Origin of the sequence: Bradyrhizobium sp. USDA 4541 (genome assembly GCF_024171085.1) — a bacterium.
In the GTDB taxonomy this organism is placed as follows: domain Bacteria; phylum Pseudomonadota; class Alphaproteobacteria; order Rhizobiales; family Xanthobacteraceae; genus Bradyrhizobium; species Bradyrhizobium australafricanum.
In genome coordinates this window covers 3,356,774-3,382,078 of the sequence record NZ_JALJZF010000001.1, presented here as the reverse complement: position 1 = coordinate 3,382,078, position 25,305 = coordinate 3,356,774, and the positions used below count along the sequence as shown (strand labels likewise).

Annotated in this window: 20 protein-coding genes and 4 pseudogenes; 17 read left to right on the top strand and 7 right to left on the bottom strand. The window is 59.0% G+C overall.

Annotated elements, in window-relative coordinates:
• Window positions 1–409: 409 nt before the first annotated feature.
• Window positions 410–3,193, bottom strand: coding sequence for a UPF0182 family protein (locus J2R80_RS15880; RefSeq protein WP_253638839.1), 2,784 nt, complete (start codon window positions 3,191–3,193; stop codon window positions 410–412).
• A gap of 658 nt (window positions 3,194–3,851) precedes the next feature.
• On the opposite strand from J2R80_RS15880, the pseudogene J2R80_RS15875 reads away from it, so the two are divergent.
• A pseudogene (locus tag J2R80_RS15875) lies at window positions 3,852–4,000 on the top strand (IS5/IS1182 family transposase); the annotation flags it as partial.
• Here the strand turns inward: J2R80_RS15875 and J2R80_RS43465 are convergent.
• From J2R80_RS43465 to J2R80_RS15860, 3 genes and pseudogenes are all read right to left on the bottom strand, one after another.
• A pseudogene (locus J2R80_RS43465) lies at window positions 3,983–4,100 on the bottom strand (DUF2130 domain-containing protein); the annotation flags it as partial. The pseudogenes J2R80_RS15875 and J2R80_RS43465 overlap by 18 nt on opposite strands.
• Window positions 4,101–4,365: 265 nt before the next feature.
• Window positions 4,366–4,932 (bottom strand): ImmA/IrrE family metallo-endopeptidase, encoded by a 567-nt coding sequence (locus tag J2R80_RS15865; protein WP_375162582.1) that lies wholly within the window; start codon window positions 4,930–4,932, stop codon window positions 4,366–4,368.
• Window positions 4,933–4,948: 16 nt separating this feature from the next.
• Window positions 4,949–5,407 carry a hypothetical protein gene (locus J2R80_RS15860; protein WP_253638837.1) on the bottom strand — a complete coding sequence of 153 codons (459 nt, stop codon included), beginning with the start codon at window positions 5,405–5,407 and terminating at the stop codon, window positions 4,949–4,951.
• On the opposite strand from J2R80_RS15860, the gene J2R80_RS15855 reads away from it, so the two are divergent.
• The 8 genes and pseudogenes from J2R80_RS15855 (at window position 5,406) to J2R80_RS15820 (ending at window position 11,540) form a co-directional block, all read left to right on the top strand.
• Window positions 5,406–5,624, top strand: coding sequence for a hypothetical protein (locus J2R80_RS15855; RefSeq protein WP_253638836.1), 219 nt, complete (start codon window positions 5,406–5,408; stop codon window positions 5,622–5,624). The genes J2R80_RS15860 and J2R80_RS15855 overlap by 2 nt on opposite strands.
• A gap of 2 nt (window positions 5,625–5,626) precedes the next feature.
• Window positions 5,627–5,890 (top strand): DUF1883 domain-containing protein, encoded by a 264-nt coding sequence (locus tag J2R80_RS15850; protein ID WP_253638835.1) that lies wholly within the window; start codon window positions 5,627–5,629, stop codon window positions 5,888–5,890.
• 12 nt (window positions 5,891–5,902) lie between these two features.
• Window positions 5,903–6,169: a hypothetical protein gene (locus J2R80_RS15845; RefSeq protein ID WP_253638834.1), complete on the top strand. Its 267-nt coding sequence runs from the start codon at window positions 5,903–5,905 to the stop codon at window positions 6,167–6,169.
• A gap of 124 nt (window positions 6,170–6,293) precedes the next feature.
• On the top strand, window positions 6,294–6,713 hold the full coding sequence (locus J2R80_RS15840) for a hypothetical protein (RefSeq protein WP_253638833.1): 420 nt from the start codon (window positions 6,294–6,296) through the stop codon (window positions 6,711–6,713).
• Window positions 6,710–7,424: pseudogene (locus tag J2R80_RS15835) on the top strand (DUF6602 domain-containing protein). The gene J2R80_RS15840 and the pseudogene J2R80_RS15835 overlap by 4 nt, the downstream one beginning before the upstream one ends.
• A gap of 136 nt (window positions 7,425–7,560) precedes the next feature.
• Entirely contained in the window at window positions 7,561–8,553 is a 993-nt protein-coding gene (locus J2R80_RS15830; protein WP_253638832.1) for a DUF4238 domain-containing protein, read from the top strand.
• 235 nt (window positions 8,554–8,788) lie between these two features.
• Window positions 8,789–9,013 carry a hypothetical protein gene (locus J2R80_RS15825; protein ID WP_253638831.1) on the top strand — a complete coding sequence of 75 codons (225 nt, stop codon included), beginning with the start codon at window positions 8,789–8,791 and terminating at the stop codon, window positions 9,011–9,013.
• Window positions 9,014–10,871: 1,858 nt separating this feature from the next.
• The gene (locus J2R80_RS15820) at window positions 10,872–11,540 is read left to right on the top strand and encodes an Abi-alpha family protein (protein WP_253638830.1); all 669 of its coding nucleotides are present in this window, start codon (window positions 10,872–10,874) and stop codon (window positions 11,538–11,540) included.
• Window positions 11,541–11,657: 117 nt separating this feature from the next.
• Here the strand turns inward: J2R80_RS15820 and J2R80_RS15815 are convergent, their stop codons facing one another.
• Both J2R80_RS15815 and J2R80_RS15810 read right to left on the bottom strand, forming a co-directional pair.
• On the bottom strand, window positions 11,658–12,575 hold the full coding sequence (locus J2R80_RS15815; RefSeq protein ID WP_253638829.1) for a hypothetical protein: 918 nt from the start codon (window positions 12,573–12,575) through the stop codon (window positions 11,658–11,660).
• A 294-nt stretch (window positions 12,576–12,869) separates the two neighbouring features.
• On the bottom strand, window positions 12,870–13,814 hold the full coding sequence (locus J2R80_RS15810) for a type I restriction enzyme HsdR N-terminal domain-containing protein (protein WP_253638828.1): 945 nt from the start codon (window positions 13,812–13,814) through the stop codon (window positions 12,870–12,872).
• Between the two features lie 154 nt (window positions 13,815–13,968).
• On the opposite strand from J2R80_RS15810, the gene istA reads away from it, so the two are divergent.
• The 7 genes from istA to J2R80_RS15775 all read left to right on the top strand — a co-directional run bounded on the left by istA (window position 13,969) and on the right by J2R80_RS15775 (window position 23,151).
• Entirely contained in the window at window positions 13,969–15,507 is a 1,539-nt protein-coding gene (gene istA / locus J2R80_RS15805) for an IS21 family transposase (RefSeq protein ID WP_083715045.1), read from the top strand.
• Window positions 15,508–15,518: 11 nt separating this feature from the next.
• Window positions 15,519–16,262: an IS21-like element helper ATPase IstB gene (gene istB / locus J2R80_RS15800; protein ID WP_076828398.1), complete on the top strand. Its 744-nt coding sequence runs from the start codon at window positions 15,519–15,521 to the stop codon at window positions 16,260–16,262.
• Window positions 16,263–17,943: 1,681 nt separating this feature from the next.
• Window positions 17,944–18,669 (top strand): thermonuclease family protein, encoded by a 726-nt coding sequence (locus tag J2R80_RS15795; RefSeq protein WP_253638827.1) that lies wholly within the window; start codon window positions 17,944–17,946, stop codon window positions 18,667–18,669.
• A gap of 13 nt (window positions 18,670–18,682) precedes the next feature.
• Window positions 18,683–20,131 carry a hypothetical protein gene (locus J2R80_RS15790; protein ID WP_253638826.1) on the top strand — a complete coding sequence of 483 codons (1,449 nt, stop codon included), beginning with the start codon at window positions 18,683–18,685 and terminating at the stop codon, window positions 20,129–20,131.
• Window positions 20,124–20,960: a hypothetical protein gene (locus J2R80_RS15785; protein WP_253638825.1), complete on the top strand. Its 837-nt coding sequence runs from the start codon at window positions 20,124–20,126 to the stop codon at window positions 20,958–20,960. Before J2R80_RS15790 ends, J2R80_RS15785 begins: the two co-directional genes overlap by 8 nt.
• A gap of 4 nt (window positions 20,961–20,964) precedes the next feature.
• Entirely contained in the window at window positions 20,965–21,981 is a 1,017-nt protein-coding gene (locus J2R80_RS15780; protein WP_253638824.1) for a hypothetical protein, read from the top strand.
• A 9-nt stretch (window positions 21,982–21,990) separates the two neighbouring features.
• A complete protein-coding gene (locus J2R80_RS15775) occupies window positions 21,991–23,151 on the top strand; it encodes a hypothetical protein (RefSeq protein ID WP_253638823.1) in 1,161 nt (386 codons plus the stop codon).
• Between the two features lie 1,139 nt (window positions 23,152–24,290).
• On the opposite strand, the gene J2R80_RS43460 is transcribed toward J2R80_RS15775, so the two are convergent.
• Window positions 24,291–24,713 carry a hypothetical protein gene (locus J2R80_RS43460; RefSeq protein WP_309143759.1) on the bottom strand — a complete coding sequence of 141 codons (423 nt, stop codon included), beginning with the start codon at window positions 24,711–24,713 and terminating at the stop codon, window positions 24,291–24,293.
• Between J2R80_RS43460 and J2R80_RS15770 the strand changes: the two are divergent.
• A pseudogene (locus J2R80_RS15770) lies at window positions 24,606–25,199 on the top strand (site-specific integrase); the annotation flags it as partial. The gene J2R80_RS43460 and the pseudogene J2R80_RS15770 sit on opposite strands and share 108 nt — an antisense overlap.
• Between the last annotated feature and the right edge of the window lie 106 nt (window positions 25,200–25,305).

Sequence of the window (25,305 nt, the reverse complement as noted above, 5' to 3'; positions counted from 1 at the left end):
CGATCAGTTCGCGATGGGCGAACGACCAGGGCACGCTCTCGCGCGAGCCCGTTCCGAAAGACCTGCGCAATCGTTCACGAATGTGATCGCGGCCAACGGCACCGCAATCTGAATCGGGAGCCGCAGCCATGCGCTCGAAATGGCCGCTTTTGCGTGCCGAAGCGGGTCAGTTCCGGGTTTGCGGATGAGGGCTCAATGGCGCGCCAATCGGAACGAAACTGCGAACTCTTATGTGATTGAAACTGCAAATGCGACCTTTAACAATACCCGATTGAGGCGTGCGTCCGCACTCACAATTCCCGAGCCCATTGGAGCGCGATGACTTTTCTTCGAATCGTCATCCCGCTCTGGCCCTTTGATTTGACACGATCTTTTCGGACAACCGCTACACGCTTTTCCGGATCATGCTCTAGTGACCGGCGGAGCGTCGGTTCATTTCCTCAAGGGGCTCGCGCAGGGCATCGAACTGGGTACCGAAACCTTTCCAGTCTCCCGCCTTCAATCGCTCCATCGCCTGATTGTAGTGATCGAGCGCCTGCTGCGCCGGGCTCGCCGTCCCGCCCGCAGGGGACACCGTTTCCGTTGCGTTTGAAACCGCCGGCACCGCACCTGGCTCCGCGAACAACGCGGCCAGGGCGTCAGCGAGCGTCTCCTTCATCACGACGTGCTCACCGTAGGCCGCGATCACGCGTTTCAGCTCCGGCAGGTGTCCAAGCTCGGCGCGCAAATAGAGCGGCGAGACATAAAGGATCGAGTTCTCGATCGGGATCACCAGCAGGTTCGCACCGCGTATCACCCGCGAGCCCATCTGATTCCACAGCGTGAGTTGTTGCGAGATCTCGGTATTCTGATTGATCCGTGCCTCGATCTGAAACGGCCCGTAGACAAGCTTGTCCTTGGGGAACTCGTAGACAATCAGCTTGCCGTAGTCGGGGGCGTCGCAACGCGCCGCGAGCCAAGCGATCATATTGTCGCGACGGCTCGGTACCATGGGAAGCATCAGGAAGAACTCGGCCTGCGGCTCGCCGGGCAGCCGCATGATGATGTAATAGGGGGTCATCACCGAAGTGCCGTCGCCGCCCGGCTGTCGCGGAAACTGCCAGAAGTCCTCGCGGTTGTAGAATATTTCGGCCTGCTCCATGTGGTAGGTCTGATACAGCCGCGCCTGGATCAGGAACAGATTCTCCGGATAGCGGATATGCTTCTGCAAATCCGCCGGCATGGCCATGAACGGCTTGAACAGGTCCGGGAAGATGCGCTGGTAGGTCGCTGCAATGGGGTCGCTTGGGTCGATCAGGTAAAAATCGACCGTCCCGTTATAGGCATCGACGACAACTTTCACCGAATTCCTGATGTAGTTGAGATCGAGCTCCGGCACGGGCTGCGCTGAGGGGAAATAGGAGCTCGTGGTGTAGGCATCCTGCATCCAGAACAGCCGACCGTTGCTGACGACCAGATAGGGATCATGATCGAGCCTGAGGAATGGGGCGATCGTGCGCACCCGTTCCGTAATGTTGCGCCGGATCATGATCCGGCTGTCGGCCGTGATATAGCTTGAGAGGACCAGATTCGCGTCGTTGAAGTAGTAGGCGAACAGCGTTCTCCATCCCAATGCTCCGATCGGCACACCGCCGCTGCCGTCATAGGCCGCATAGACGTTGTCCTTCCCCTTCGGATAATCGAACTCCGGGATGCTGGCCTTGACGATGACGTAGTCGTCGCTCTCTTCGCCGAAATAGATGCGCGGTTCGTCGATCCTGGGGCCACCGTCGGCAACGGGCGGAATATCGCGCAAATAGAAGAACGGCAGTCCTTCCGTGCTCTTGCGGGTGACCGGGCTCATCACTGCGCCGTTGCCGTGCGTAAACAGCACGTGGCGGTTGACCCAGGTCTGGGCGTTCGCCGGCAGCAGGGAGGCCCGGAGTTCGCGGGCCGAGAGCATCACGCTCTGGTAGGAGCCGTCGAGCCAATAGCGATCGACGTCAAGATCGTGGAATTTGTAATAGGTACGGATCTCCTGCAGCTGCGCGTAGGTATTCGACAGCGGCAGCCAGTCCCACAGCCGGATGTTGTCGATGGTCGCCTTGTTCGCTTCCAGCGTCTTGAAGGTCAGCCTCTGTTCAGCGGCAAACGGCTTGGTTGCGATCCGGTCGAGATTGTAGGCCTGCCTGGTGAGCGCAATGTTGCGTTCGATGTAGGGCTTCTCCAGTTCCAACTCCGTCGGCTTGACGACGAAGTGCCGGAAAAGCGAAGGGACGAGGCTCGACAGCATGACAGAGCTGACGCCGACGAGGATGAACGCGGCGGCAAGAAGCCGGTAGGTGCACGCCCGCAAATTGGCCCATGCGATGAGCGCCGCGATGATCGAAAGCCCGATCATCAACCACAGAGCCGGCAGCCCCAGATGGACATCGGTGTAGCTCGCCCCGACCACGACACCATTGTCGCCGTAGAGCAGCAGATAGCGGTCGAGCCCATAGGACCAGGCTTTCACCGCGAACAGAAGGCCAATCAGCGCCGAGCCATGCGCGATCACGGTCGGCGAAATTGAACGGTTGTGAACATCGTATTCGATGTCGCCGCGCACCCAGTAGATCGCTCCGGCAAACAGCGCGCCCAGGATAATTGTCAGCAGCATCCAGTTCTTGATCGCGATATAGGCGGGTAGCGAAAAGAGATAGAACCCGATGTCCTTGTTGTAGAGCGGATCCTGCGCACCGTAGGGCACGTGGTAGAGAAACTGCAGGAAGATGTTCCAATTGCCGACTTCGCCTGCGGCAACCAGCACGGCGAGCACACCCGCACCGAGCGCGACAAACCGCGGCCGGGCTAATTGGTCGCGCAGTTCTACGAACGGATCGGGCGGCGCCGTAAAACCGGCGACCTTCCCCGGGGCAACTCGGTTCTGTAGCGGCTGCTGCATGGCAAACAGCACCGCCAGGACTCCGTTCAGCGAGAGGACGACGGTGGTCACCGCGAAGACGGAGAGAAAGACGATTGCCTTGGCGCCGATCGCCGTCAGGAAAACCTGTAGGTAGCCGATCGATGAAAACCACAGCCAATCGACCAGGAAGTCGCTCGCGAACGAGAGCAGGATCAGGCAAATCGTGATGACGATGGCCGCAACGATCAGGCTGACCACGCCACTTTGCCGTGGTCCTTTCCGGCCGGGTCCGGTAATCCCGATCGTCATGGCTTCATCATAGCGGAAACGAGGGACGCCCGCCGCTTGTTTCGTGGTGGGGATTGCCCGCCAAGGCGCGATGAGGGCTCGAAGATGCGTCACCGGGACCCAAATGAGCACAAGGCGGCAACTGCTCAGGCGGCCGGCGTGATCAATCAGTCGTCGAGCAGGAAAGCTCCCAGCGAATGGAGCCGTATCGTAAAATGTCGTGGAATAGCGAACATTTGGCGCTCCCTAGGGGACTGAAACAAGATAGCAAATTCAACGCCTTACGGAATTATTTGGGTAAGATACGCCTCATTGTTTTTCAAGGCGTTTCAAAATGACCGCCCAAACTGGAGAATGAGAGTTGTAAGATCCAAGCTTACTTTTCCATGACTGTCGAATGGGTGAACAGAGCCGCGGATTAGACAGTCAGCTTGAATGAATACAGGAAGATCAATCCCCTTCTGGCAGCTGTCTCCTATGTTCCGATGGTGTTGCTCCAAAATCTGCCCGCGTCGGGACGAACGATCGGTAGGCCCCAATCTTTCGCGGTAGGTCGGGGACCGTTCCCCCGAAGATCCCTTTTTACAATCTTTCGAGCCGGACGGACCGCATGATCAGTTGCATGGTCGGCGTAGACGCTGTTTGTAGCCGGCATCCTGCGTGTTCTTTTGTGGCCTTAATCCTCGCCTGCCACGAGGCCGGCATCACCGTGACTTTGCCAAAACCACTGACGGCGGGCGCGCCAAGGCGGATGGGCGCGTCGGTAAGCAAGACTTTGCGTATTTGGCGGAGGAAGACGCCTATCGCTGTCCTGCTGGGGAGCTGTTGTGCGAAATCGGCGTCGCGGATCCTGCTTCAGAATCTCAGCGTAGCCGGACTCATCGACCTTGAAGGCCTTGTCGCAGTGGGGACAGATGACCTCGTTCATGGCTCCTGTCCGGATGGGCAGCTGCTGTTTCATTTAGAAAAATGGCCGCGGACCGGTGGGAATCAGCCTCCAGCTGTCGCTGAGAACAAAACTAGAACGCGCCGCCTCGCGCGGTCAAGCCGAGAGCAATGGTTTTGCTAAATTTGCTTTGGCACTCCCCGCCTTTCGGCGGCTTGAACACGGCCAGCACGCGCACTGGATCGCGCAATCGCAAACGCGATTTTGCGACTACACCAACCTAACCTGTCTCCGTTCGTTAGCGCTCTTATACGCGGGCGAAACGGCGGCGGCTGGCTACCCGCTGATAAGCCCCGGTCACGTTGAGCCGCATGCGGACCAGCGGCTCGCTCGCCCCGTACATATCGGACGCCTTGGATATTGTCAGGTTGAGGGCCGCGACGTGCATGGCGGCCTCGTCCGAGACCAAGAGCGCCGGTCCAAGCCAGTTGGCCTCCTCCTCCATGGTTTTGTCGTAGTTGCGCGTGCCTGACGGGTCGAAGATCCGGATCGGCGGATGCAACAGCAAGCCATGCGCAAGTTCGTGGCTGATATCGGCGGCCTGTCGCTTCCTGTCGTGGGCATCGTTATGAACGATGAAGCGCTCCTGACCGTCCGCGAGCGTCACGGCCGAAAAGTCTTTTTGACCATTGACGGTCCTTAGGTAAGCCACGGCTTCGGGGGCCAGCTTCGCGTAGTCGCTGAGCGGAAAAACCGGAAGCTCAAGATGCTTGGCGAGGCGCCAGGGGCAGAGCGGCAAATGGGATGCGATATCCAGCTCCTTGCGGAGGCTGGTCGCATACCAGTTCGCTTCTGCTTTGAACCCCCGACGCAAGGCCATTTCCCAGCCGCTACCTCTTCCTGAATTGCTGGTACGCGGCCTTGATCAGCGCCTCTAGCGCCTTGGCCCCTTCTTTCGACAAATTAGGATCGGCTCGAAGGTGCGCGGTCAGCTCCGCAAGCGGCTCCTTTCCCTCCTTCACTTTTGAAGTACCACCTGCGAACTGGTCGGCCTTAAGTCCCGACCAGGCACAAAGCGCGGCAAAGCTATCCACGTCCGGTCGCCGTCCCTGGGACATGCGAGTCAAGCTCGATGCCGGCACGCCGGATTGCTCGGCTACCTTCTTCCAAGTGAGGTTGCGCGTGATTCGCACGCTGTCGATTGCAGCAAAGAATGCCTCCCCGTCGAATTTTCCTGACGCCATTATCCCCTGGTCCGCGTGTCTTGATCTCGGGCCCGAATCGAGCCACAATTGCAAAATAGCAATTGATTCCGTTCCGGCAATTGCCGATTTGGAGATATCAACCATGTCGAAATCGTCTAAAGGCAGCGGTCCGTACCGCAGCGCAACCACAGGGCAGTATGTGACTCCCAAGTATGGTCGCAGCCACCCGAGCACAACGGTCCACGAGGCGGCCGGCAAGCACGGCTCCAGCGGGCCACACTACCGCAGTGCGACCTCCGGCCGTTACGTCACCACCAAGCACGGCCAGTCCCACCCCAACACCACCGTGAAGGACAAGTAACGATGAACTTCCTTCACAACGACCTGGGCTTTCTCAACAGCGGCGCAGTGGTCGAGGTCAGCCTCGATCACGCCGCCAACGTGCGGCTGATGGACGCCGGCAATTTCCAGAGCTACCGCCAGGGCGGACAGCACAAGTTCTTCGGTGGTGAGGCGCGCCGGTCACCGATCAGGCTGCGGGTGCCGCAGTCTGGTCATTGGCATGTGGCCATCGACCTGGGCGGTCGTGCCGGCACGATCCGGGCCGGTGTCCGGGTCTTTTCTTAGAGGCAAACCTTGATGAATGCGCTCGACCTCTACAGCCTCACTAATCCTCAACGTTGGCGCATGATGTCCGAACAGGACTACCTGAACGCCATTCTGCTGCGCGAGCAGGTAGCCACCGGTCTCGCCTCGCCCGCCTTCTTCGTGCCGGGCGCGATCAGGCCGGTGATCGAGCAATGGGCGGGCCGATTCCTCCTAGACGTCACGGCAAGCGGCTCCTACGCCAAGGGCCGCCAACCACAGCGGCACCGATCTCGACCTGTTCATCGCGCTGTCCCCTGAGACCGTTGAAACCCTCTCCGACATCCACAAGACGCTGGTCGTCGCGCTCAAAGCGGCGGGTTACCAGCCGCGGCTGCAAAATGTCTCCGTTGGGATCAAGGTTCACGGCTATTCGGTCGATCTGGTGCCGGGCAAGCGCCAGAACTGGCTGTTTAATGACTACAGCCTGTACAAGCGGCGCGGCGACACCTGGACCAAGACCGACATCTCGCAGCACATCACGAAGGTGAAAAACTCCGCGCGGCAGGCCGAAATCCGGCTGACCAAGCTCTGGCGGACGCAGAAGGGCCTGGAGTTTCCGTCGTTCCACCTCGAACTGGTGGTTATCAAGGCTCTCGAAACCGCATGGCTGACGCCGCTCGGCGACAACATGCGCACCGTATTCGCCTATCTGCGCGACAACATCGCCACGGCAAGGTTTGTCGATTCCGCCAGCACCAACAACATCATCTCGGACGATCTCACCGCCGCCGAGAAGCAGGCGATCAAGAAGGCCGCCGCGGCTGCGCTCGCCGCGCCTTACTGGCGGGACATCGTCGTATGAGCGGCTGGTCGCTCAAGACTCTCCTGGCCGGGCTTCACGGCGAGATCTCGCTGCGCCTTGAACGCAGTCGGGCGGCGATCGGCCATCCGGTGGCAAAGGGCGACGCCACCGAAGGCATTTGGATCGAGCTACTCAAGAACTATCTACCGGAACGGTATCGCGTCGACAGGGCGTTTGTGATCGACAGCACCGACACGACCAGTCAGCAGATCGACATCGTCGTCTATGACCGCCAATACACGCCGCTGATCTTCAAGCAGGACGGCACATTGGTGATCCTGGCTGAAAGCGTGTACGCCGTCTTTGAAACCAAGCGATCCATCGATGCCGGTCAGGTCGAATATGCCGCCAAGAAGATCGCGTGCGCTCTCTGTATCGCACCGACCTACCCATACCGCCTGCGGCCGGTATGCAACCTGCAAAACCGCCCGAGCACACATTGGCGGACTTCTGACATTCGAAAGCGAGTGGAATCCGCCGATGGGCGCTCCCTTGCTGAAGGCGCTGGCGACAGCTGAGGCGACGGCATCGCTCGACCTTGGATGCGTGGCAGCCCACGGCATCTTCACGAGGCAGGACGACGGGAACGTCCTCGAAGCCGACAAGCGCGCAGCAACGTCCTTCCTGCTGGAATTGATCGCGAGACTGCAGACGTCCGCGACCGTCCCGATGATCGATGTGCGGGCATATGCTAGATTCCTGAAAGGCTAGCTCTGGGTCTCCGTGTGAATCGGCGTGGGGTCCCGACGCCGATCGGCGTAGCACCCCGTTGACAAGCTTGACCCGAACGGGGTCATTTCATCGCGCCGATTCACAGTCCTATCGAAGGTGAAGGGAGCAGTTGCCGATGGACAATCCACGCGACCATCACGTCGTTCCACAATTTTTCCTCCGCAACTTCGCCATCGACGAGGCGCACACCAAGGTAACCACCCTGGCTAAGGAGGGAGCCGTCGCCGTGTGGATGGAGCGTTCGATCAAGAGCATCGGGTACGAGCGTGACTTCTACGTACATATGCAGGGCAATCGCCCGATTTCGGTCGAGACGAATATCAACCGGACGGTCGAGACGCCGATCAGTCGGAGCGACACCTGGGCCAAGATTGTCGCTGGACGTTCCGCCGACCTCGACCAGACCGACCGGCCTATTCTCTATTCGCTCGTTCGGCATCTCGAGGCCCGCACACCCCACTATCTTCAAACGAGCGCAGAGCTCGCCGCGATGGCGGCCGATCCTTCTTCCGAGATGGAGTTCACCCAGGACGAGTGGGAGATGTACACAGCCCTGCGCGCCAACCCAGCTCTTGCGAAGCTCATGTTCAACGCGATGGCCCTGCGCTCGTTCGCAGACGATTATGACCGTTCGTTGATCCAGGTGGCACGGTCGCCGATCCCACTCCGGTCTTCGACTACGCCCGTGCTGCCCGCGCCTGCTCCTGCACATGCCGCGATGGATTTGCCCCTCCCGGGAATGGTGCCGTTCCAGCGCGTGCTGGCGGTCGACCCGCACACGCTGATCCAGGTCGTCGTCGGCGACTTCGACGGAGCCTTCGTGAACGGGGAGATGCCGATCGAGCTGGCGCACGGCTTCAACCGCAGCGTCGCGGGCCAGTTCGCGCACTTTCCAAAGGTCCGGCACATGATCTGCGGACGGGACCGACTCGTCGAAGACATGACGTGGGCGCCATTCGAACTCGCATCAGACACTCCGGCTAAGATGATCTTTAAACGGCGATCCGCGCAGGCCACGGTTAGCGAGGCCCCACGGCTTGCTTTTCACTCCCCGCGTCCGGTCAGCCCGAAAATGAACAAGGAATTGCGGCCTGAGCAGTCGCCGTAGCAGCTGGGCAAAGGTGCTCGAGGCCAACCGCCGTGCTGTCCTGTGTCGGCCAGCATGACGGCGATTCGCGGCCGTATCCAGTGCGAGGACGACGTCGTTCACCTCTGCGGTCAGCGTATCACCAACCTCTCGGCCGATCGATTGCTCATAAAGAGCGCGATTCCGCGGTACAAGAGTCACGTCTTCAATCATCGTGCTATCCAGCCATTACTTCAGGGGCACTTAAGGGATTTCCATGACGGACATCTTCAAGTTCTGGTCGAAGATCGGCAAGGCCGAGACGATCCATCCCCTCGACCGGCCGATCTTCGATCGCCTTAACCATTCCCATGGCTTCGACCTGCGGTGCCTGCCGTGCAATTTCGGCGGCAAGCTGCGAACCGCACCGGTCGTGCTGCTTTATCTATCGCCGGGCTTTTCGGAACCAGACGTTCGCATAGCTAGGTCGAAACAGGAGTAGGAACGCTACATCAGGCAACGGACCGGCCGGCTCGCCTTCACCGAAGATCATCCTGAGGCCGCAAAATGGCGCAGGCAGCGTCTGGCGTGGCTTGGCGAACCAACCGTCGTCAACGGCAAGGTCGCGATCGCCAATATCGGCGCCTATCACTCCCGAACCTTCACCGACCATCATGTCCTGGCAGCCCTTTCAAGCCGGGCGATGCTCGATTGGGCTCAGTCGACCCTTTTTCCTCAAGCGGAGCGCGGCGAGAGGATGATCGTCTGCATGAGGGGAACTTCTGGGGGCTTGAAGCCGGGCAACGGTATGGCAAAGGCGTTATTCGCGCCGCAAACGACGCGCCGAGGCCATATGAGGCAAGGAAAGATGCGCGACGTCATCAAACGAATGGCCCGGCGCTACGCCTAGGGCCGGCACCTTTGCAGTTGCGTGTCGGGATTGGCGCGGAACGTGTACCAGGGGCGGCGTCGCAGGGCTCATTGCCGATGCTTTTCAGCGCGGGCCAACCGCCGGGCAACGCGCCGAGTATATTGGGGTTTCTCGCGATTGCTATTTCCTGATGTCATACGAAGAAAGAATTTTATAGGTCGAGTTCACCGGACCTGCGAAATTGCGGCGCAGCCAGACCCCTTGTGTATGAACCTATTGCGAGAGAATGAAGTAATGCAGGGCAACAGACCGAAGCTACCCTACGACGGAGAGTTTAATTTCAAACAGGCATGGCAAGCTGTTCGCGAATGGCGTCGTCCCGACACGGTCCCGTATATGAAACGGAAGGCGGTAAGGTACTTTGCTCCCCGTCTAGCGTTGTGGACCAGCGTCCTCTCTCTGGCCGGACATTGGTATTGGGCTTCGATCACACATTCCAGCGTAAACTTCCAGAGAGGCGGCGCAATTGTCGTGTTAGCCGCCGCCGCGCTCTATGCTGTTCTTGAATGGCACGAACCAAGCACCGCCAATCTCAGCGGCGGTCCAGTCCAGCAATTCTGGTTTCACAATCCGGCCTTTCTGCTTCCGTTTTTGGGGGCCGTTGGCACTCTGGTTTGGGGCTATGGCGATCTGCTCCCGTTCTTTGGCTCGTCAACCTGCATCAGCTCGAATGGATAACTCCAACTGACCAGCTCTTCTTAATTTTGTTATCAGTCGACGGACTGACTCCGTTTGTACAAATTCCTAGCATCGTGAGCGCCGTGGCCGAGGTGTACATTCTGACGAAGTACCTGCCGAAGATGCGCGACCCATCGAGAACAAGTGGGAGCCGTTCCTTCAAATCCTGACCCGCGCTGCATAGCGCGGGTTCCATTATACTGACGTCGATTCGGAGGGCTTACGCATGGCCGGACGACGCATCATTAGACTGCCAAAGAAACCCTGCGCCAACTGCGAGGTATGGTGTGAGCACGCCCGGTCCGGCTCGTCCGGGCTCGGCGCTCTCTGTAAGCGCTGCCCCGGACGCGCGGCACTCATCCCACCTTCGCGCCAGCCACCGCGGCGCGTTAGGCTCCGGCCCTAGGCGGCGCCCGCGCCGCGCTCCCGATTGCACTGTCTGGCTGTGGGCAAATGTAAGAGGATAGCGGCGATTTCCACGCACTTCGATAGCGACCCTCTGCTCGATATTTGGATAACTGTCGCGAATGAGCCTATCGATCGTGCTTTGGGGATCGTCGTGCAATCCTTCAAAAACGCCGCTGCTTGGCCACCTGTCCGAAATTTATCCCGCCAGCTCCTATGCTTTTTTCTGAAATTTTTGGCTAACCGCGTTCGCGTTTTGATGTCCCACCCCCATATTACGGCCTGAGGTGCAGCAACCACCGATCGCACCGATTCCGGGGAGACTCGATGTTTTCGGGGGGCGCCGATGGGCCAGGAAACGGAAGCTTTTAAGGAAGGCGCCAAAGCCGTCCAGGAGATCGCGAAGGTCGCCGGCAAGGCCATAGATGCCGGCCAAGGCGCCGGTGGCTGGCTAGACCGGATATTCGGCCGGGGGATCGAGGACGCAGTTGGTCGGCGATGGTCCGACCGGCAATTCACGAAGCGGGTAGAGGCGGCCATCCTCGATTGGGAGCGCCTTGTACTGCTCTTTCACAAGGTCGAGAAACGGCTGAAAGACGCTGGTATCACTCAGACGAAGGTGCCGCCGCCCAAGATCATGATGCCGCTCCTCCAACACGCCACGATGGAATACGAGGACGATCTGCATGCGATGTATGCGAACCTCTTAGCGTCCGCGCTTGATCCAGCGAGCGAGATTGAGAAGAAATTCGTCTCGGTGCTTGCCGAATTGAGCGGCACCGATGTCAAGGTCTTGCGATCCATGTTCGCCGAATGGATGTACTACGAGGATAAAGCGATCAGGAAGAAGGGCGAAACCCGCTACAGTTCGGGTGTGTCGAGCACGATCGAGACTGCCGTCATCACGTTGTACCGGCTGGGTATTGTTTTGCCCGTACAGGTCAACGTGAACCATTTCGAGCAAAGGGGACATGACGACCAATACGGTTCGTATGGCTCGGCCAGTCCAAAGTGATCTGGAAGTCGTGGCATTCACTGAGTTCGGCGAGAAGTTTGCGATGGCGATCATGGGCGACGTAAAGGACGATTACGTCCCTCCGATTATCCCGGAAACTAAAATCGATCTGAAGGACTAGACGCCCCCGCTGAGCGTCTTCAATCGAAACGTCAGGTGCTTTACGAGGTCTTCCAGACCTTCGCCATTGTTTAGATACTTGAGATATCGATGATGCTTTAGATCGAAGGGAACGTCGGCATCGTTCTGCGAGATCGGAATAACTGATCGGCCAAGCGTGTGCGCGATCCCCGCCTCATAAAAGACGTTGGGATTCTGTTGCGTGAAATCGCAGACGACGATGCGTGAGCGATAGATAAGCGAAAAGATGTCCTGGATGACCTCGTTCTCCTGCCAGATGTTATCGGCTCTCTCACAAGTCAGCCCGGCGGCCTGTACCGCCTTTTGAATTGCTGCATACACGTTACTGAAGGTGGGGCTGAACGGCATCATGACCGAGACGAGATTCGGATCTCTGGGCTGTTTGGGCGTACGGAAGACTGTTGGCCGCGCCTCGATCTCCGATGCCGTCTGAGCCGTGTTGATTGCCCTAATCTTGTTGGCCGTTGGTTGTGCAGCGATCATGTCGGCGGTGAGGAGTCCGGCTTCAATCAAGGCAGGGAAGAGGTCAACGTCCTTCAACGCCCAATGTGTGGTGTTCATTTCCCAATCGGTGAAATCGAGCTCCCATTGCAGTCCAAGCAGCTTCTCCATCGGCATGCTCGGCAAATTCCGATCGATCTCGTATTCGATTCGCGCCTCTTTGTTGCGATGACGAATTTTCGTTATCCATCCGATGCGTCCGGGGGAGTTGTGCTGCTTTTCGTTGACAAATAGAGCCGGGAAGCTCTGCAGCGCTTGGCACATCTCATCATCAAGAGCGCCGTATTTCGCCTTCAATGGCTCTGCCGTGTAGGTCAGCGTTCTACCGAGGTCCATTTCATATGGCTTCCCCTGCCAAGCTGTCAGGCTGTAAGCGACAAACAAGTTATACATCAGGGCTATTCCGGGCGAAATTTGGTGATTCCCGCTTGTAGCATGAAAGCCGGCTTCTTGGGGCTGCCATTACTCCTAGGGCATTTAACAGCCTCTGGCGGAGCCTAGCGAAGACTCCTCCTGCGAATGACGCCGCATGCGCGCTTAAAGCTTCGCAACTGGGGCCGCTGTTCTGGCGCGACGGATTCGAGCTCCCGGCTCCACGTTTTATGATCCCCTGTTCTGGAGACCGGCGAGCTATCGTTAGAAGTCCTGTCAATCAGAACCGAGCCCATCTTCTGCCGCCTCTTGCGCTCAAGCGGAAGGCGGCGCGCCCGTAACTGGAGATGTTGGAGCTGCGTCAGCCACCTGGGTCCCAACGTCGACCTTCTCTCGCGCAGCCGTTTTCTGAAGCTTCTTCACGTACGCCACCGCAGCTGCGCCCTCCTCGCTGTCGATAAGCTCGCGCTTTACGATTTCATTTTCCAAGAGAGAAGATAAGTATTCCAAATCCAGCCTAATGCCGGACAATCGCCGAACCTCTTTACGAATGGCTTCGACCATTTTATCGGTCCGCAGTACAGCTGCGACTGTGTATTTGCTGCTGGTCTGCTTCTCGTTCAACAACTCCGACAATGTATCCTTCGAATAACCTTCAGAACTAAGGCTTCCGAAGCAGCCAATGACGTCATCATCCTTGCAGTCGCAACCTAACAGGTCGATCTCGAACACCAGCGTCTTCTCGATCGGCTTGGCGAATCTCAAATTGTATAAGCGCCACATCGCTCCGTTTGAAAGGACCACCCAAGAGACGCCCTCATTCGCCGCGTAGTCTATGGCTTGCTTGACGTGAGCGTCTTTAAGACCAACGCCGATCGCTTTAGCCTCGATCAAGAAGCGCTTTTTGTTGTCAACTGTTACAACTCGGTCAACGTACGTACCGCGGATCGCGTGTTCGCTCGAGACTTCCTTGTATTTGTCGTAGCCCAAGGCATCTGAGAGAAAATCGGTAATAATGGTGACCGTATCGGCTTCACCGATATCGCGCTGCCTCGCTGCGGCGAGTACTTTTTGATATATCTTGAGCTGGGTCGATATACGCGCAGAAACCTTTGCTGAAATTCCCATAGTCCTACCCGCAAAGAACTGTCTGAAAGCGGCTAGAATTCCGGTATTTGGCGGCTCGCGCAAGAGTTTAGTTGGCCCATCCGTGCTGATTCCGCTCGATGTCGCCCACCATTCCGGAATGATCTCGCCCACCGTTCCGATTTGATGTCGCCCACCATTCCGAGATGATCTCGCCCACCATTCCGGGATGATGTCGCCCGGGGTGACGAGGCCTCTTCTGGCTCCGATACGGTCCCGCCTTTCGGCTTTGCGAAGGGGGACCTGGATGCCGACGGAGAGGTTTGCGATGCGCCATGTGCGCGATGTGATCAGATTGAAGTCGGCCGGGATGCCGACCCGCGAGATTGCGCGGCGGGTGGGGACAGCCCCTTCGACGGTGCGGTTGACGATCCACCGGTTCGAGGCAGCGGGGCTGACCTGGCCATTGCCCGACGACATCACCGACGCTGCGCTGGAAGCCCGGCTGTTCGCCAGCGCGGGAGCCGGTCCCGGCACCCGGCGGGGCCATCGCCGGCAGGCCGAGCCGGACTGGGCGGCGGTACACCGCGAACTCCGGCGCAAGCATGTGACGCTGTCGATCCTGTGGGACGAGTACATCGCGGGCGAACCCGGCGGGTATCGTTATTCGCGGTTCTGCGAGCTCTACCGCGCCTGGGAAGGCCGCCTGTCGGTGACGATGCGCCAGTCGCATACGGCCGGCGACAAGCTGTTCGTCGACTATGCCGGCGACGGCGTGCCGGTGGTAATCGACCGGTTCACCGGCGAGCGACGCGCCGCGCAGATCTTCGTCGCGGTGCTCGGCGCATCGAGCTTCACCTACGCGCAGGCGACTTGGACGCAGGGGCTCGCCGACTGGATCAGCGGCCACGTCGGCGCCTTCGAGGCGATCGGCGGCGTGCCGGCGCTGCTGGTGCCGGACAATACCAAGGTCGCAGTGATCAAGGCCTGCCTCTACGACCCGCAGATCAACCGCAGCTACGCCGACATGGCGGCGCATTACGGCACCGCCATTCTGCCGGCCAGGCCGCGACGGCCACGGGACAAGGCGAAGGTCGAACAGGCGGTCCTCATGGTCGAGCGCTGGCTGCTCGGGCGGCTGCGCCACCGCACCTTCCACAGCCTCGCCGAGGTCAACGCAGCGATCACCGAGCTAATGACCCGGCTCAACGAGGAGCGGCCGATCCGGCGGCTCGGCGTGACCCGCCGCAAGCTATTGGAGGAGATCGACCGGCCGGCGCTCAAGGACTTGCCGGAGAGCCCCTACGTGTTCGCCGAGTGGCGGATCTGCCGGGTCAGCATCGACTATCACGTCGAGGTCGAGGCGCATTACTACAGCGTCCCGCATCGCTTCGTCCGCGCCGAGGTCGAGGTGCGCTTCACCGCCCGCACCGTCGAGATTTTCCACAAGGGCGAGCGGATCGCCGCGCATCAGCGCATGAGCGGCAACCACAAGCACACCACCGTGCCGGAACACATGGCGTCCAGTCATCGGCGCTACGCCGGCTGGACCATCGAGCGCATTCGCAAGGAGGCCGCCACGATCGGGCCGGCCACCGCGGCGCTGTGCGACCTGATCCTCGATGAGCGGGCGCACCCGGAGCAGGGCTTCCGCGCTTGCCTCGGCATCATCCGGCTCGGCCAATCCTACGGGCAAGAGCGGCTCGATGCTGCCGCCATGCGGGCGATCGACATCGGCGCGCGCACCTACGGCTCGGTCAAATCGATCCTTGCCAACAACCTCGATCGGCGTCCTTCACCCAAGCGCCCCGCGGACAACGCGCCGGTCCTTCATCCCAACATCCGCGGGCCACGCTACTACAACTAGGAGATCACGCCTTGCTCACGCATCCGACCCTCGATCAACTCCACGCGCTCGGCCTTCATGGCATGGCCAAGGCCTTTGCCGACATCGAAGCCGGCGGCGATGCCGCAAGCCTCGGCCATGCCGAATGGCTCGCGCTGCTGCTCGAACGCGAAGCCTCGCTGCGACGCGACAAGCGGCTATCGAAGCGGCTGCAATACGCCAAGCTGCGCCAACAGGCTTGCGTCGAGGACATCGACTATCGCACCCCGCGCGGCCTCGACCGCAGCCTCCTGACGATGCTGGTCGAAGGCCAATGGATCGACGATCACGCCAACCTGCTGATCTGCGGGCCCTCCGGCGTCGGCAAGAGCTGGCTCGCCTCGGCGCTCGGCAACAAGGCCTGCCGCGACAATCGCTCCGTGCTCTACCAGCGTGTCCCGCGGCTGTTCACCGACCTCGCTTTGGCGCGCGGCGACGGCCGCCACCCGCGGCTCCTGCGGGCGCTCGGCCGCATCGATCTGCTCATCCTCGACGACTGGGGCCTCGAGCCGCTCGACGCCGCAGCCCGCCACGACCTCCTCGAGATCCTCGAGGACCGCTACGGCCGCCGCTCCACCACCGTCACCAGCCAGCTCCCCGTCGATCAATGGCACGCGCTGATCGGCGATCCCACCTACGCCGATGCCGTCCTCGACCGCCTGGTCCACAACGCCCACCGGATCGATCTCAACGGCGAGAGCCTGCGGCGAACCCGCAAACCCGATCGAAAGGCCTGAGCCAGTGGCGCTGTGGACATGCCGCTGCGCTTGGACAACGCAAAGAGCGTTGCCCACATGCCCACAGCAGACCAACAGCAGACGAAGAAGGGCCTCAAGCCGCGATTCAAGGTTGACCCCGCGGCTTCACCGATGCCAGAAACCAAACAGCCAGAACGCCTCGCGCCCCGGGCGACATCAAATCGGAATGGTGGGCGAGATCATCTCGGAATCCTGGGCGAGATCAAATCGGTACACCCGGGCGAGATCATCGGAATCCGCAGCCCATCCGCGCCACTTGAGACGCATTTGGCGACTTTTCTTCGCCTTTAGTCCAATCTCGGTCAGCCCTAGCACCCCAAAAGTGCCTCTTCTATTGCTTGTGTCTTGTGGCTGCTATTCTGTCTGCTCAGACGATCCCGAGGCATTTTCCAATGCGAAAGCCACAATTTGGATTTTCCTAGCAGCTCACTCTCTGATTTGCGCCACGTCGATCAGGGCGGAAGAAGGCGCTCCCAGCAGGTTCGACAGTATCTACAAGTCCGCCCGCGACATGATACCCGCGATGCCGGCGATCTCTTCGCCGTCAATGCCGGCTGCATCACTTCCCGACATCTCTGACCCATCCGGGAAACTCATGGCAGAGTTTAACTCGTTCACCGAACAGGTCGGTAGCGCTTTGCCCCTTCTTGAACAGATGGGCTATGAGGTCGTCACGTTCAAAGTAACTTGGGGCCTCCCGCCCAAGGCGCGGGCTGAAATCGAACGGGAATACCGATCCGCTGAAAGTAAGTGCAGTCGTAGCAAAGGCCCCCAACAGCGGACTTTTGGTATCTGGTCTCGTCACGAGCGCGGTGGCCGCGAAGAGAGTTCAGAACAGCGTAAGATTGGGGAATGCTTACCTCGATGTCGACTTTGCAATCCCGCCGCGCCCGAGCATGAAGTTCGTAGGTACGAAAGATGGCGCGAAAGATGATATCCGCGACCTCGAAGACTTGGAGCTGGCCTGTAGGAACTGACGCGTCAACACTCGACGCGCCGGGTGGCGGTCGGATCGGTGGGATCAGGCGAGTGAGTCGCTTTGTAGAGATTGCAGTGGTCGATCGTCCGGAAGTACCTAGTCGGTTGCAGCGAAGTCGTGCTCGTCGTGCGGGTCGTTGTCCTATGTGAAGCTGTAGAACTTGCCTACCGCCTCAAGCAGCTCGGCCAGAAGATCTGGGTCGAGGGCTCATCACGCCCCTGGGTGAGCAGAACGGTGCCGCCAAATTATAAGATCAAACCTGAAGCTGTCGCAGAGGCTACGAACTTTCTTGGTGTTTGTGGCGTTGGCATTTGAGTTCTCCCATTGGTTATCGGCTGCGCTATCGTGGCTAGCCGGTAGAATTCGAGGCATGCAGCTTTGGTGGCAGGGAGGCTTCGCGCGAAGCTCCGGCGTGCGCTCTCTGCGCGCGCTGGATCCGGGTGGCTGCCCTTGCCGGCACGTGCTGCGAGCCCTATTCACCCGACCCTACCGACCGGGTGGTGTGGACCATCAACCGGGAGCATCTATGTGATCCAGAGCGAGCATCCGAGCCGCAATGCTAATGCCGCAAACCTTGGCGGATTAACCATAGGGACAAGGGACGAAACGTCTCTCGCCATTCGCGCAACAGGTGTAATAGAGTGTTAACTATCGTGGATTGCTTGTAAAAAGGTCCTGTCAATGCGCCGGGTGGTTATGGCGGTCGCCCTCCTGTTCGGCCTCAACCCCGCCTTGGCGACGGGGGTTCGAGGATTGCCGCAAATTGTGGATGCGGACACCGTCTATATCGGGCAGACCAAGATTCGGTTTAGCGGGGTTGATGCGCCCGAAACCGAGCAAATCTGCCTCGATTCTGCAGGTAAGAACTGGAAATGCGGGTTAGAAGCAAAAGAGCGGCTTCAGGCGTTCAGCAACAACCGTGAATGGGTCTGTCAATTGTCCGGCCAGGACGTCTACAGGCGCTCGCTGGGCGTCTGCACGATAAACGGCGAGAATGTTTCCCGGTGGTTGGTCCGAAACGGCTGGGCGTTGGACTTTCACAGGTACTCTACGGACTTCGTAGATGATGAGGACTTTGCACGCGAACACCGGCGCGGCCTTTGGAGCGGTGCCTTCATCGCTCCATGGGATTGGCGCCACCGCAATCCTGCAACCGTTGTCCTGGGCGCTCTCGCGGTTCCAACCAATGCACAGCGCGCGTTGATCGCTCATGCGCCAACAGACGAGACACCCCATCCCTCCAACTGCGTGATCAAAGGGAATCTGGCCAGCGCGCCCCAGTGCATCTACCACCTTCCAGGCGGACGCTTTTACGATCGGCTCAGGATGCAGCCGACTTCCTCACGCCGATGGTTCTGTAGCGAGGCCGAGGCCCAAGCGGCCGGATGCCGCAAGTCAAAGCTCTAGTTGCGGGCCAGTAATGAATCGTTCTGAAATCCGATTTTCCCCGATTGCGCGGCTGCGGGCGCTTCTCAACCAGCCGACGCATGACTATCGGCCCGCGACGACGGTCTTTCTGGATCTCAACGTGGACCGGATTGCTGACGAAATGAATCTGACCAGCCTCGGCAAGGAGCGCGGTTCGCAGAACCGGCCGGCTTCTGATGCCCAGACCTTGGACGACGTCGAACATCTGATTGTCGAAAGGATCGAGGCGCATAAGCAGGATTCCCATACTATCTATCTGGACCACCTGCATACCTATGATGAACGGATCACCGCCCTCAGTTTTGAAGAGCGTTTTGCCGTTATCCAGCAGGCTGCGCCCGAAGCCGTTGGCGATTTCGAGGCCGAAGCGACCATGGGCCGGGATGAGTTGTTCACGCACCGTCGCCGCCTCAACGAATCCGAGCTGGAACGGGATGCATTCCGGAAGCGGCATCACCTCGAGCGACCGGCTAGGTTGCTAAGTTCCGGCACGCTCATTCTGAAAGTCGGTCTGCTTGCGATCCTGTTTGCGATCGAGGTTGTGGTCAACGCCGGCTTCCTCGCGAAGTCCAACACCGGCGGCTACATCGGCGCTGCTATCCAGGCCGCAACCTTTGCTGCGCTGAACATTCTCGCGAGCTTCCTTTGGGGGCTGGTGCTGATCCGTCCGGTCTTCCATCGAAACGTCCTGCTCAAATTGGTCGGGGTGGTGTTCTTTCTTGCTTACTTGGCGTTTGCAGCTGCGCTGAACCTGACGCTCGGGCATCTCCGAGAGATGCGACCCGAGCTGGAAGGTGACGTCGGCCAAGTTGTCCTGCACCGTCTGCTAACGTCCCCGTTCGACCTTACCGATGTCAATTCCTGGGTCTTCATCAGCATCGGGCTGGTGTTTTCACTAGTGGCGATGGCCGACGGACTGACGTTCTTTGATCCCTACATCGGCTATGCTGGTTTGGAGCGCCGCTGGGTCGAGGCCAGCCAGCAGTTCACCAACTTAAAGAGTGACCTGATTGAGCGGCTTCGGGACATTCGCCAGGATTCAACCGACGTGATGAACGCCGCGTCGAGCGACTTATCCAAACGTCGCGCCGACTATGACTCCATTCTTTTAGGCCGGAGTCGCCTCAGTCAGCGCTTCAACCAGCACCAGAACCAGGTCGAGCAGGCTGCGCGCGCGTTGCTCGGGATCTACCGCGAGGCCAACCGCAAGTCGCGATCCACACCAGCTCCAGCCTATTTCGACAAGCCGTTTACACTAGAACGGATCACTTACGCTGCCGGCGAACCGGATTCTACTGCAAGGGAGCGGCTGCGCCAGATGATCGAGGAGACCCAGGGGCTTCTGAAGGAGCAGGTTAAGGCCGTTAACGAAGCATTCGAACGAGCCATGCGCTCATACCGCGAGATTGATCAATTCTTCCCGGAGGACAAGAATGGCTAGAACTCGTCCCCGGAAGCGCAGCGCGCCCGGTATTGGCTGGGCGGGTGTGACCGGAATTATGCTTCTCCTTCTGGCGCTCTCCTGCGGCGGTGCGATGGCCTACATCTACCTTTTCGCGGAGAGGCCGCCGGTCCTGGATGTGCAGAGCCTCTGCCCGGTGAGTGGCCCGCAGGGCGTGACGGTCGTGCTCGTCGATACTTCCGACGAGCTACCCGAGACCACGCGTCGCGAAGTGCTGGGCTTGCTCGATGAAATCGCAACCACGCTGCCTCCCTTCCATAGGCTCGATGTTCGCGTCCTCGATATCGCGGGACTTAGCAGCCGATCGATATTCTCCAAGTGTAATCCCGGCGATGGGGCAGGTTTGAGTGAATGGACCAACAATCGGGAACTGGCCAGGAAACGCTGGAATGACAGCTTCCGCAAACCTGTGAGCGAAGCGATAAAGAACAGTGTTAGCCCCGCAAGAGCTAACGCCTCGCCCATCATGGGTGCGATCCAACACATTGCGATTGACGAGTTCGCCGGAAATGCGAGGCAAGACGTTAAGAAAACTCTTTACGTGATCTCAGACATGATTGAGTCCACAAAGGATTACAGTCAGTACCCTCGCGCCGGAGATCTGTCGTACCTGCGCTACAAGCAATCCGCTGGCTACTTGAAGTATCAAACCGACCTTCACGGCGCGACAGTGTTTGTTGAGCTGGTCACGCGCCAGCTCAACGGAAAGCCTGTGGTTGACGACCTTCAGCTCATGAAGTTCTGGCAGGAATGGATCTCTGATAACCGCGGCAAGGTCGGCTTCATCAAACGGCTGCAGGGAGCATAAGGAGATGGCTCCCAAAGGTACCAACAAGGGCCTGCCCCCAGGCGTCCTGAGCGGCATGCTGTTTTTTGCGGTTGTGCTCGCCGGCAGCGGTTACATCATTTTCTCAAAGCTACATGATTTCGGCGCCGTGCAAGTGACGGCCGTCCCGGTCCTGATCATGATCGGCTACGCGCTCATACTAGGTATGGCGCGCTTGTTTCGCCTACGGGACGATCAGTCTGGCGATAATCTTTACTACATGGGCTTTCTGTTCACATTGACCAGCCTTGCTGTCTCTCTTTACCAGTTTTCCTCCGACGGGGCCGCTGAGCAGATTGTCAAGAATTTCGGTATCGCCATTGCATCTACCATCGCAGGCATCGCATTGCGCATTTTCTTCAATCAGATGCGTCGCGATCCAGTCGAGGTTGAGGCAACAGCGCGGATGGAACTGGCCCAGGCCTCCCGGAACGTGAAGCGGGAGCTGGAAAGCACCGTTCTTGAATTCGGCTACTTCCGGAGAATGGCCCAGCAGTCAATCAGCGACGCGCTCGACGAGGTTAAGGAAGCTCTCGGAGAAACACGCAAAGGGCTAACCAGCGAAATGGAGGGCTTCGCGGTTGTCGCCCGCCAGCCGCTCGAGGATGCGTCGAAACGCTCGGCCGAGGCACTCAACATGATGAACAATCACGTTGTGCGGACCCTTGAGGCCGTTTCGAAGCAGCTGACCGAACAGGGAGACCGGTTGACGCGGAGTACGGGGGGCATGGTCAAGGCCATCGATGCCGTGGTCGGTAAATTGGCATCCCTCCAAACCCCGGAACAGGTCATCGAGATCAAGCTCGCGCCGATGATCCAGGGCCTGACGCGGGCGGTTAACTCTTTCAGCAAGAGCAGCGAGACGCAGGCCAAGGCAATTGACGAAAATCTCCGGCAGACACAGGCCCTTGCGACGGCGCTGAATGAACTTACGAGCGAACTCCGCGCCGAGAATGCAGAACGATATGCCACCGGCCCTTGGGGCCGCGGCGACAACACGTAGGCGACAGTCGTGTCAGTCACGGATGGTCAAATCACCCGACAGGGATCTTCGTATCGCCAAGGGTTGGTGCTTGGGCTCACGATGGCGGAGATCATGCTGCTTCTGGTGTTCTGCCTACTCATCGCCATGGCCGCTTTCTTGCGCAAAGAGCAGGTGAAGCGAGAAGAGGCGAACAAGAAAGTCGAGCAACTGTCGGTAGACAATCAGCGAAACCAGGATCTTTTGGAAGCCCTCCGAAACAATGAGACTCTGGTTGAAAAGTTGAGAACTCTCACGGGGACTGGCGATCCGGAGGCCGTCGATAAGTACTGGCGCGAGCTCATAGACAGCCGTGCGACCGCAGATGAGTTGCAAAAATCCGGGTTGTCGCTGAAGGAGGTGCGTGACCGGATTGCTGAAATCAAGGCGCTGCGTGCAAATGGCATCGACGTCGATAAGGCGATCAAGGATGCGAACGCGATGGCTGCCATCAACCGCGCTATGGTTAAATCGGGTGAGCCGCCTGCATCCACTCAAGTTATTCTTGATGCGCTTGCTCGCAGTGCTCCAGGAAGCAATTCTTCAGGCCATCAATGGCCACCGATGATCAGTTTAAGCGAGGCCGAGGGCTATTTCTTCAAGAGTGGCAGCGCCGAGCTCACGCCAGAGTTCCGAGATAAACTTCTCAACAAAGTACCGGACGTTCAAAAATTGATCGATCAGTACGATGTGGACGTCGTCGAGGTGGTCGGTCACACCGACGAGCAGCCGCTCGGCGCGCGCCCGTCCAATCTCGATTGGAATTTGGCTTCCGTCCTTAAAAATACAGCAAATGTCGGCAGTCTGGTTCCAGCAGATAATGCCGGGTTGGGATTGGCTCGTGCGGTCTCAGTCGTTAGCGTACTGAGACAAAGTCCGCTAATAAAATACAAGCTCATCCCTCTCTCCGGAGCCCAACTTGTGAATACGGATGAGACACTTGCCATTCAGGGAATACCTGCAAACATAAAGGAACGACGCCGCATTGAGATTCGGCTTCGCAAATCGGATGTGCGCGAAATCGCGACCAGCGCTGCTCCACCTTTGATGCCGCCCTCCCCGAAGCGGCGACCGACCGCAAAGCCGGCGCCATTGTCACTCCTACCAAAGCAATCGGCTCCTCCCCAAACATGGAGCACGCCCGCAAATTGAGGAACGTTCTGTCCTAGCGTTGGCGTGCAATGCGCGACCTAAGTGATAAACTTTCAGCGATTTTCTTATCAATCAGCGAGACTTCATCTGCTTATCAGTCGGTTTGAACGGATCCAGCGAAGCCATATCTGGAAGATTAGCGCCACCCAAGCGAGCCCGCGTACCTCACCGAGGCACGATTTGTCGCCTGACAACGGCCGGAACCCTTAATCTCTAGTCTGACAGCACCGCCGCGCGGACTATTGTCACGATTGGTTGGCGACGCTCTCCCGCGCGGTCGACATGATTCGGGCATTAACGTCAGGACCGCATCAGGCTTGCATGTGACAATGCACACACAGGCCAAGGGCTACGAGGTAATATGCGATGAGGGCATTCTCGATTTGGACCATTTCAAAACTCGTCTCAGTGTTCCGATTTGCACTCGGAAGCCGCCGATTGTCCCACGAGCGAGCACGCTCCGCTTTCACAGTAGAAGCCTTCGCTTATACTAATAGCAGCGCGGAAAACACTCGACGCGACGCATTGATCGCGTAAGGGAAGAGTTCGAACCTCGCTGGGTGGAGGAAGCGATTCTTACAAAGGTCCGTATACTCCTCCAAGGTTAGTTAACTTTGCCATCGGCGCGCAAAGCTTCGACTGTTCGAATTTCGAGGTCGTAACGTCACCAGAAAAATTGGCTGCCTTCAGACCATCGGAAGGCCCGCATGGACTTGGACCATCGACATATGCATGCCACTCGGATCTAGATGGCTTGGTCTTAGCATGGCCAGAACGCATCTCTCCCCAAGTCTGGTTTCGCGTGATATGCCTATCCGCCTGTCTGCTGCCGCATCGTTGGCTTTTCCGGACGGATCGATGACTGCTTCTGGCCTGCGACGAGAAGCACGCCGCGGCCGGCTCGAAATAGAAAGAATTGCCGGCAGAGATTATACTACGCTCGAAAACATCGAGAAGATGAGGGAGCTGTGCCGCGTCAAAGTAAAGGAGCCCGTCTCTATAAGCGAAAGGCACGATATCGCGGCGAAAAGCTCGTCGCCCAAGCCGTCTGGATCATCAAAGACGGCGAGCGCCATATCGCCACAGGCTGCCTTGCGAGCCCGTCTGGAACAAAGCCGCCTCGAGAAGCAGAGCAAGCGCTAGCAGAGTACATCGCGCGAAAATACCAACCGGAGCGCAGTCGACGGGATATCGACGACATCGATTGCGCCGACGTGCTGTCGATCTATCTGACCGACATCGGCGAGCCCGGTGATCAGTTTGAGATTGAAGCGAGGATCGACCGGCTCAACGATTTTTGGGGTGGCAAGAAGCTGGCGGCAGTCAACGCGCAAACCTGTGCCGGTTACGTCAAACATCGCGGCAGCCGGGGCGGCGCGCGCCGTGACCTCGAGACTTTCCGCGCTGCGATCAACCATCATGCAAAAGAGGGCTTTCACCGGGGCACGGTTCGCGTGTCCCTCCCGGCAAAAGGTGAGGCGCGCGATCGTTGGCTGACACGCAGCGAGGCGGCGGCCCTGATTTGGCAATGTTGGCGTTATCGCGAAAAGCAGACCGTCCATGCCGGCAGCTCAAGGGGCGATCCGGTACGGACAGACCGCCGACCGCTACGACACGTGGCCAGATTTATCCTGATCGGCCTCTATACCGGCACGCGGGCGGGCGCGATCGCGGCGGCATCGCCATACCCCGAGCTTGGGCACTCGTACGTTGATCTCGAGCGTGGTATCTTCTACCGCAGGCCGATCGGGAAGCGAGCCACCAAGAAGCGTCAGACGCCGGCCCCGCTCCCACCGCGGTTATTGGCTCACATGCGTCGTTGGAAAGACCGGAAGCTAATCACGAGCTGCTTCGTCGAGTTCAATGGCAAGCCGGTCGCTTCCGTAAAGAAAGGCTTCAAATCTGCCGTGGATCTGGCCAGGCTGCCCGGGAAAGTCACTCCGCACACGTTGCGCCACACGGCAGCGACCTGGTTGATGCAGCGCGGCGTGCCGATCTGGGAGGCGGCCGGGTTCCTCGGCATGTCGGCGGAGGTGCTGCAGGAAACCTATGGCCATCACCATCCCGATCATTTGCACGGGGCGGCGGCAGCCATTGGCCAAAAAGCGAGGTATGTTTCGGTGGTCAAATCGGTGGTTGACTCGGGAACAGCCA

Coding starts and splice junctions, on each gene's coding strand:
- J2R80_RS43460 (WP_309143759.1), bottom strand. CDS start 24,713: ATGGACGGTCTGCTTTTCGCGATAACGCCAACATTGCCAAATCAGGGC.
- J2R80_RS15820 (WP_253638830.1), top strand. CDS start 10,872: ATGGGCCAGGAAACGGAAGCTTTTAAGGAAGGCGCCAAAGCCGTCCAG.
- J2R80_RS15860 (WP_253638837.1), bottom strand. CDS start 5,407: ATGGTTGATATCTCCAAATCGGCAATTGCCGGAACGGAATCAATTGCT.
- J2R80_RS15845 (WP_253638834.1), top strand. CDS start 5,903: ATGAATGCGCTCGACCTCTACAGCCTCACTAATCCTCAACGTTGGCGC.
- istA (WP_083715045.1), top strand. CDS start 13,969: ATGCGCCATGTGCGCGATGTGATCAGATTGAAGTCGGCCGGGATGCCG.
- J2R80_RS15880 (WP_253638839.1), bottom strand. CDS start 3,193: ATGACGATCGGGATTACCGGACCCGGCCGGAAAGGACCACGGCAAAGT.
- J2R80_RS15830 (WP_253638832.1), top strand. CDS start 7,561: ATGGACAATCCACGCGACCATCACGTCGTTCCACAATTTTTCCTCCGC.
- J2R80_RS15850 (WP_253638835.1), top strand. CDS start 5,627: ATGAACTTCCTTCACAACGACCTGGGCTTTCTCAACAGCGGCGCAGTG.
- J2R80_RS15785 (WP_253638825.1), top strand. CDS start 20,124: ATGGCTAGAACTCGTCCCCGGAAGCGCAGCGCGCCCGGTATTGGCTGG.
- J2R80_RS15795 (WP_253638827.1), top strand. CDS start 17,944: ATGCGCCGGGTGGTTATGGCGGTCGCCCTCCTGTTCGGCCTCAACCCC.
- J2R80_RS15815 (WP_253638829.1), bottom strand. CDS start 12,575: ATGTATAACTTGTTTGTCGCTTACAGCCTGACAGCTTGGCAGGGGAAG.
- J2R80_RS15855 (WP_253638836.1), top strand. CDS start 5,406: ATGTCGAAATCGTCTAAAGGCAGCGGTCCGTACCGCAGCGCAACCACA.
- J2R80_RS15790 (WP_253638826.1), top strand. CDS start 18,683: ATGAATCGTTCTGAAATCCGATTTTCCCCGATTGCGCGGCTGCGGGCG.
- J2R80_RS15780 (WP_253638824.1), top strand. CDS start 20,965: ATGGCTCCCAAAGGTACCAACAAGGGCCTGCCCCCAGGCGTCCTGAGC.
- J2R80_RS15825 (WP_253638831.1), top strand. CDS start 8,789: ATGACGGACATCTTCAAGTTCTGGTCGAAGATCGGCAAGGCCGAGACG.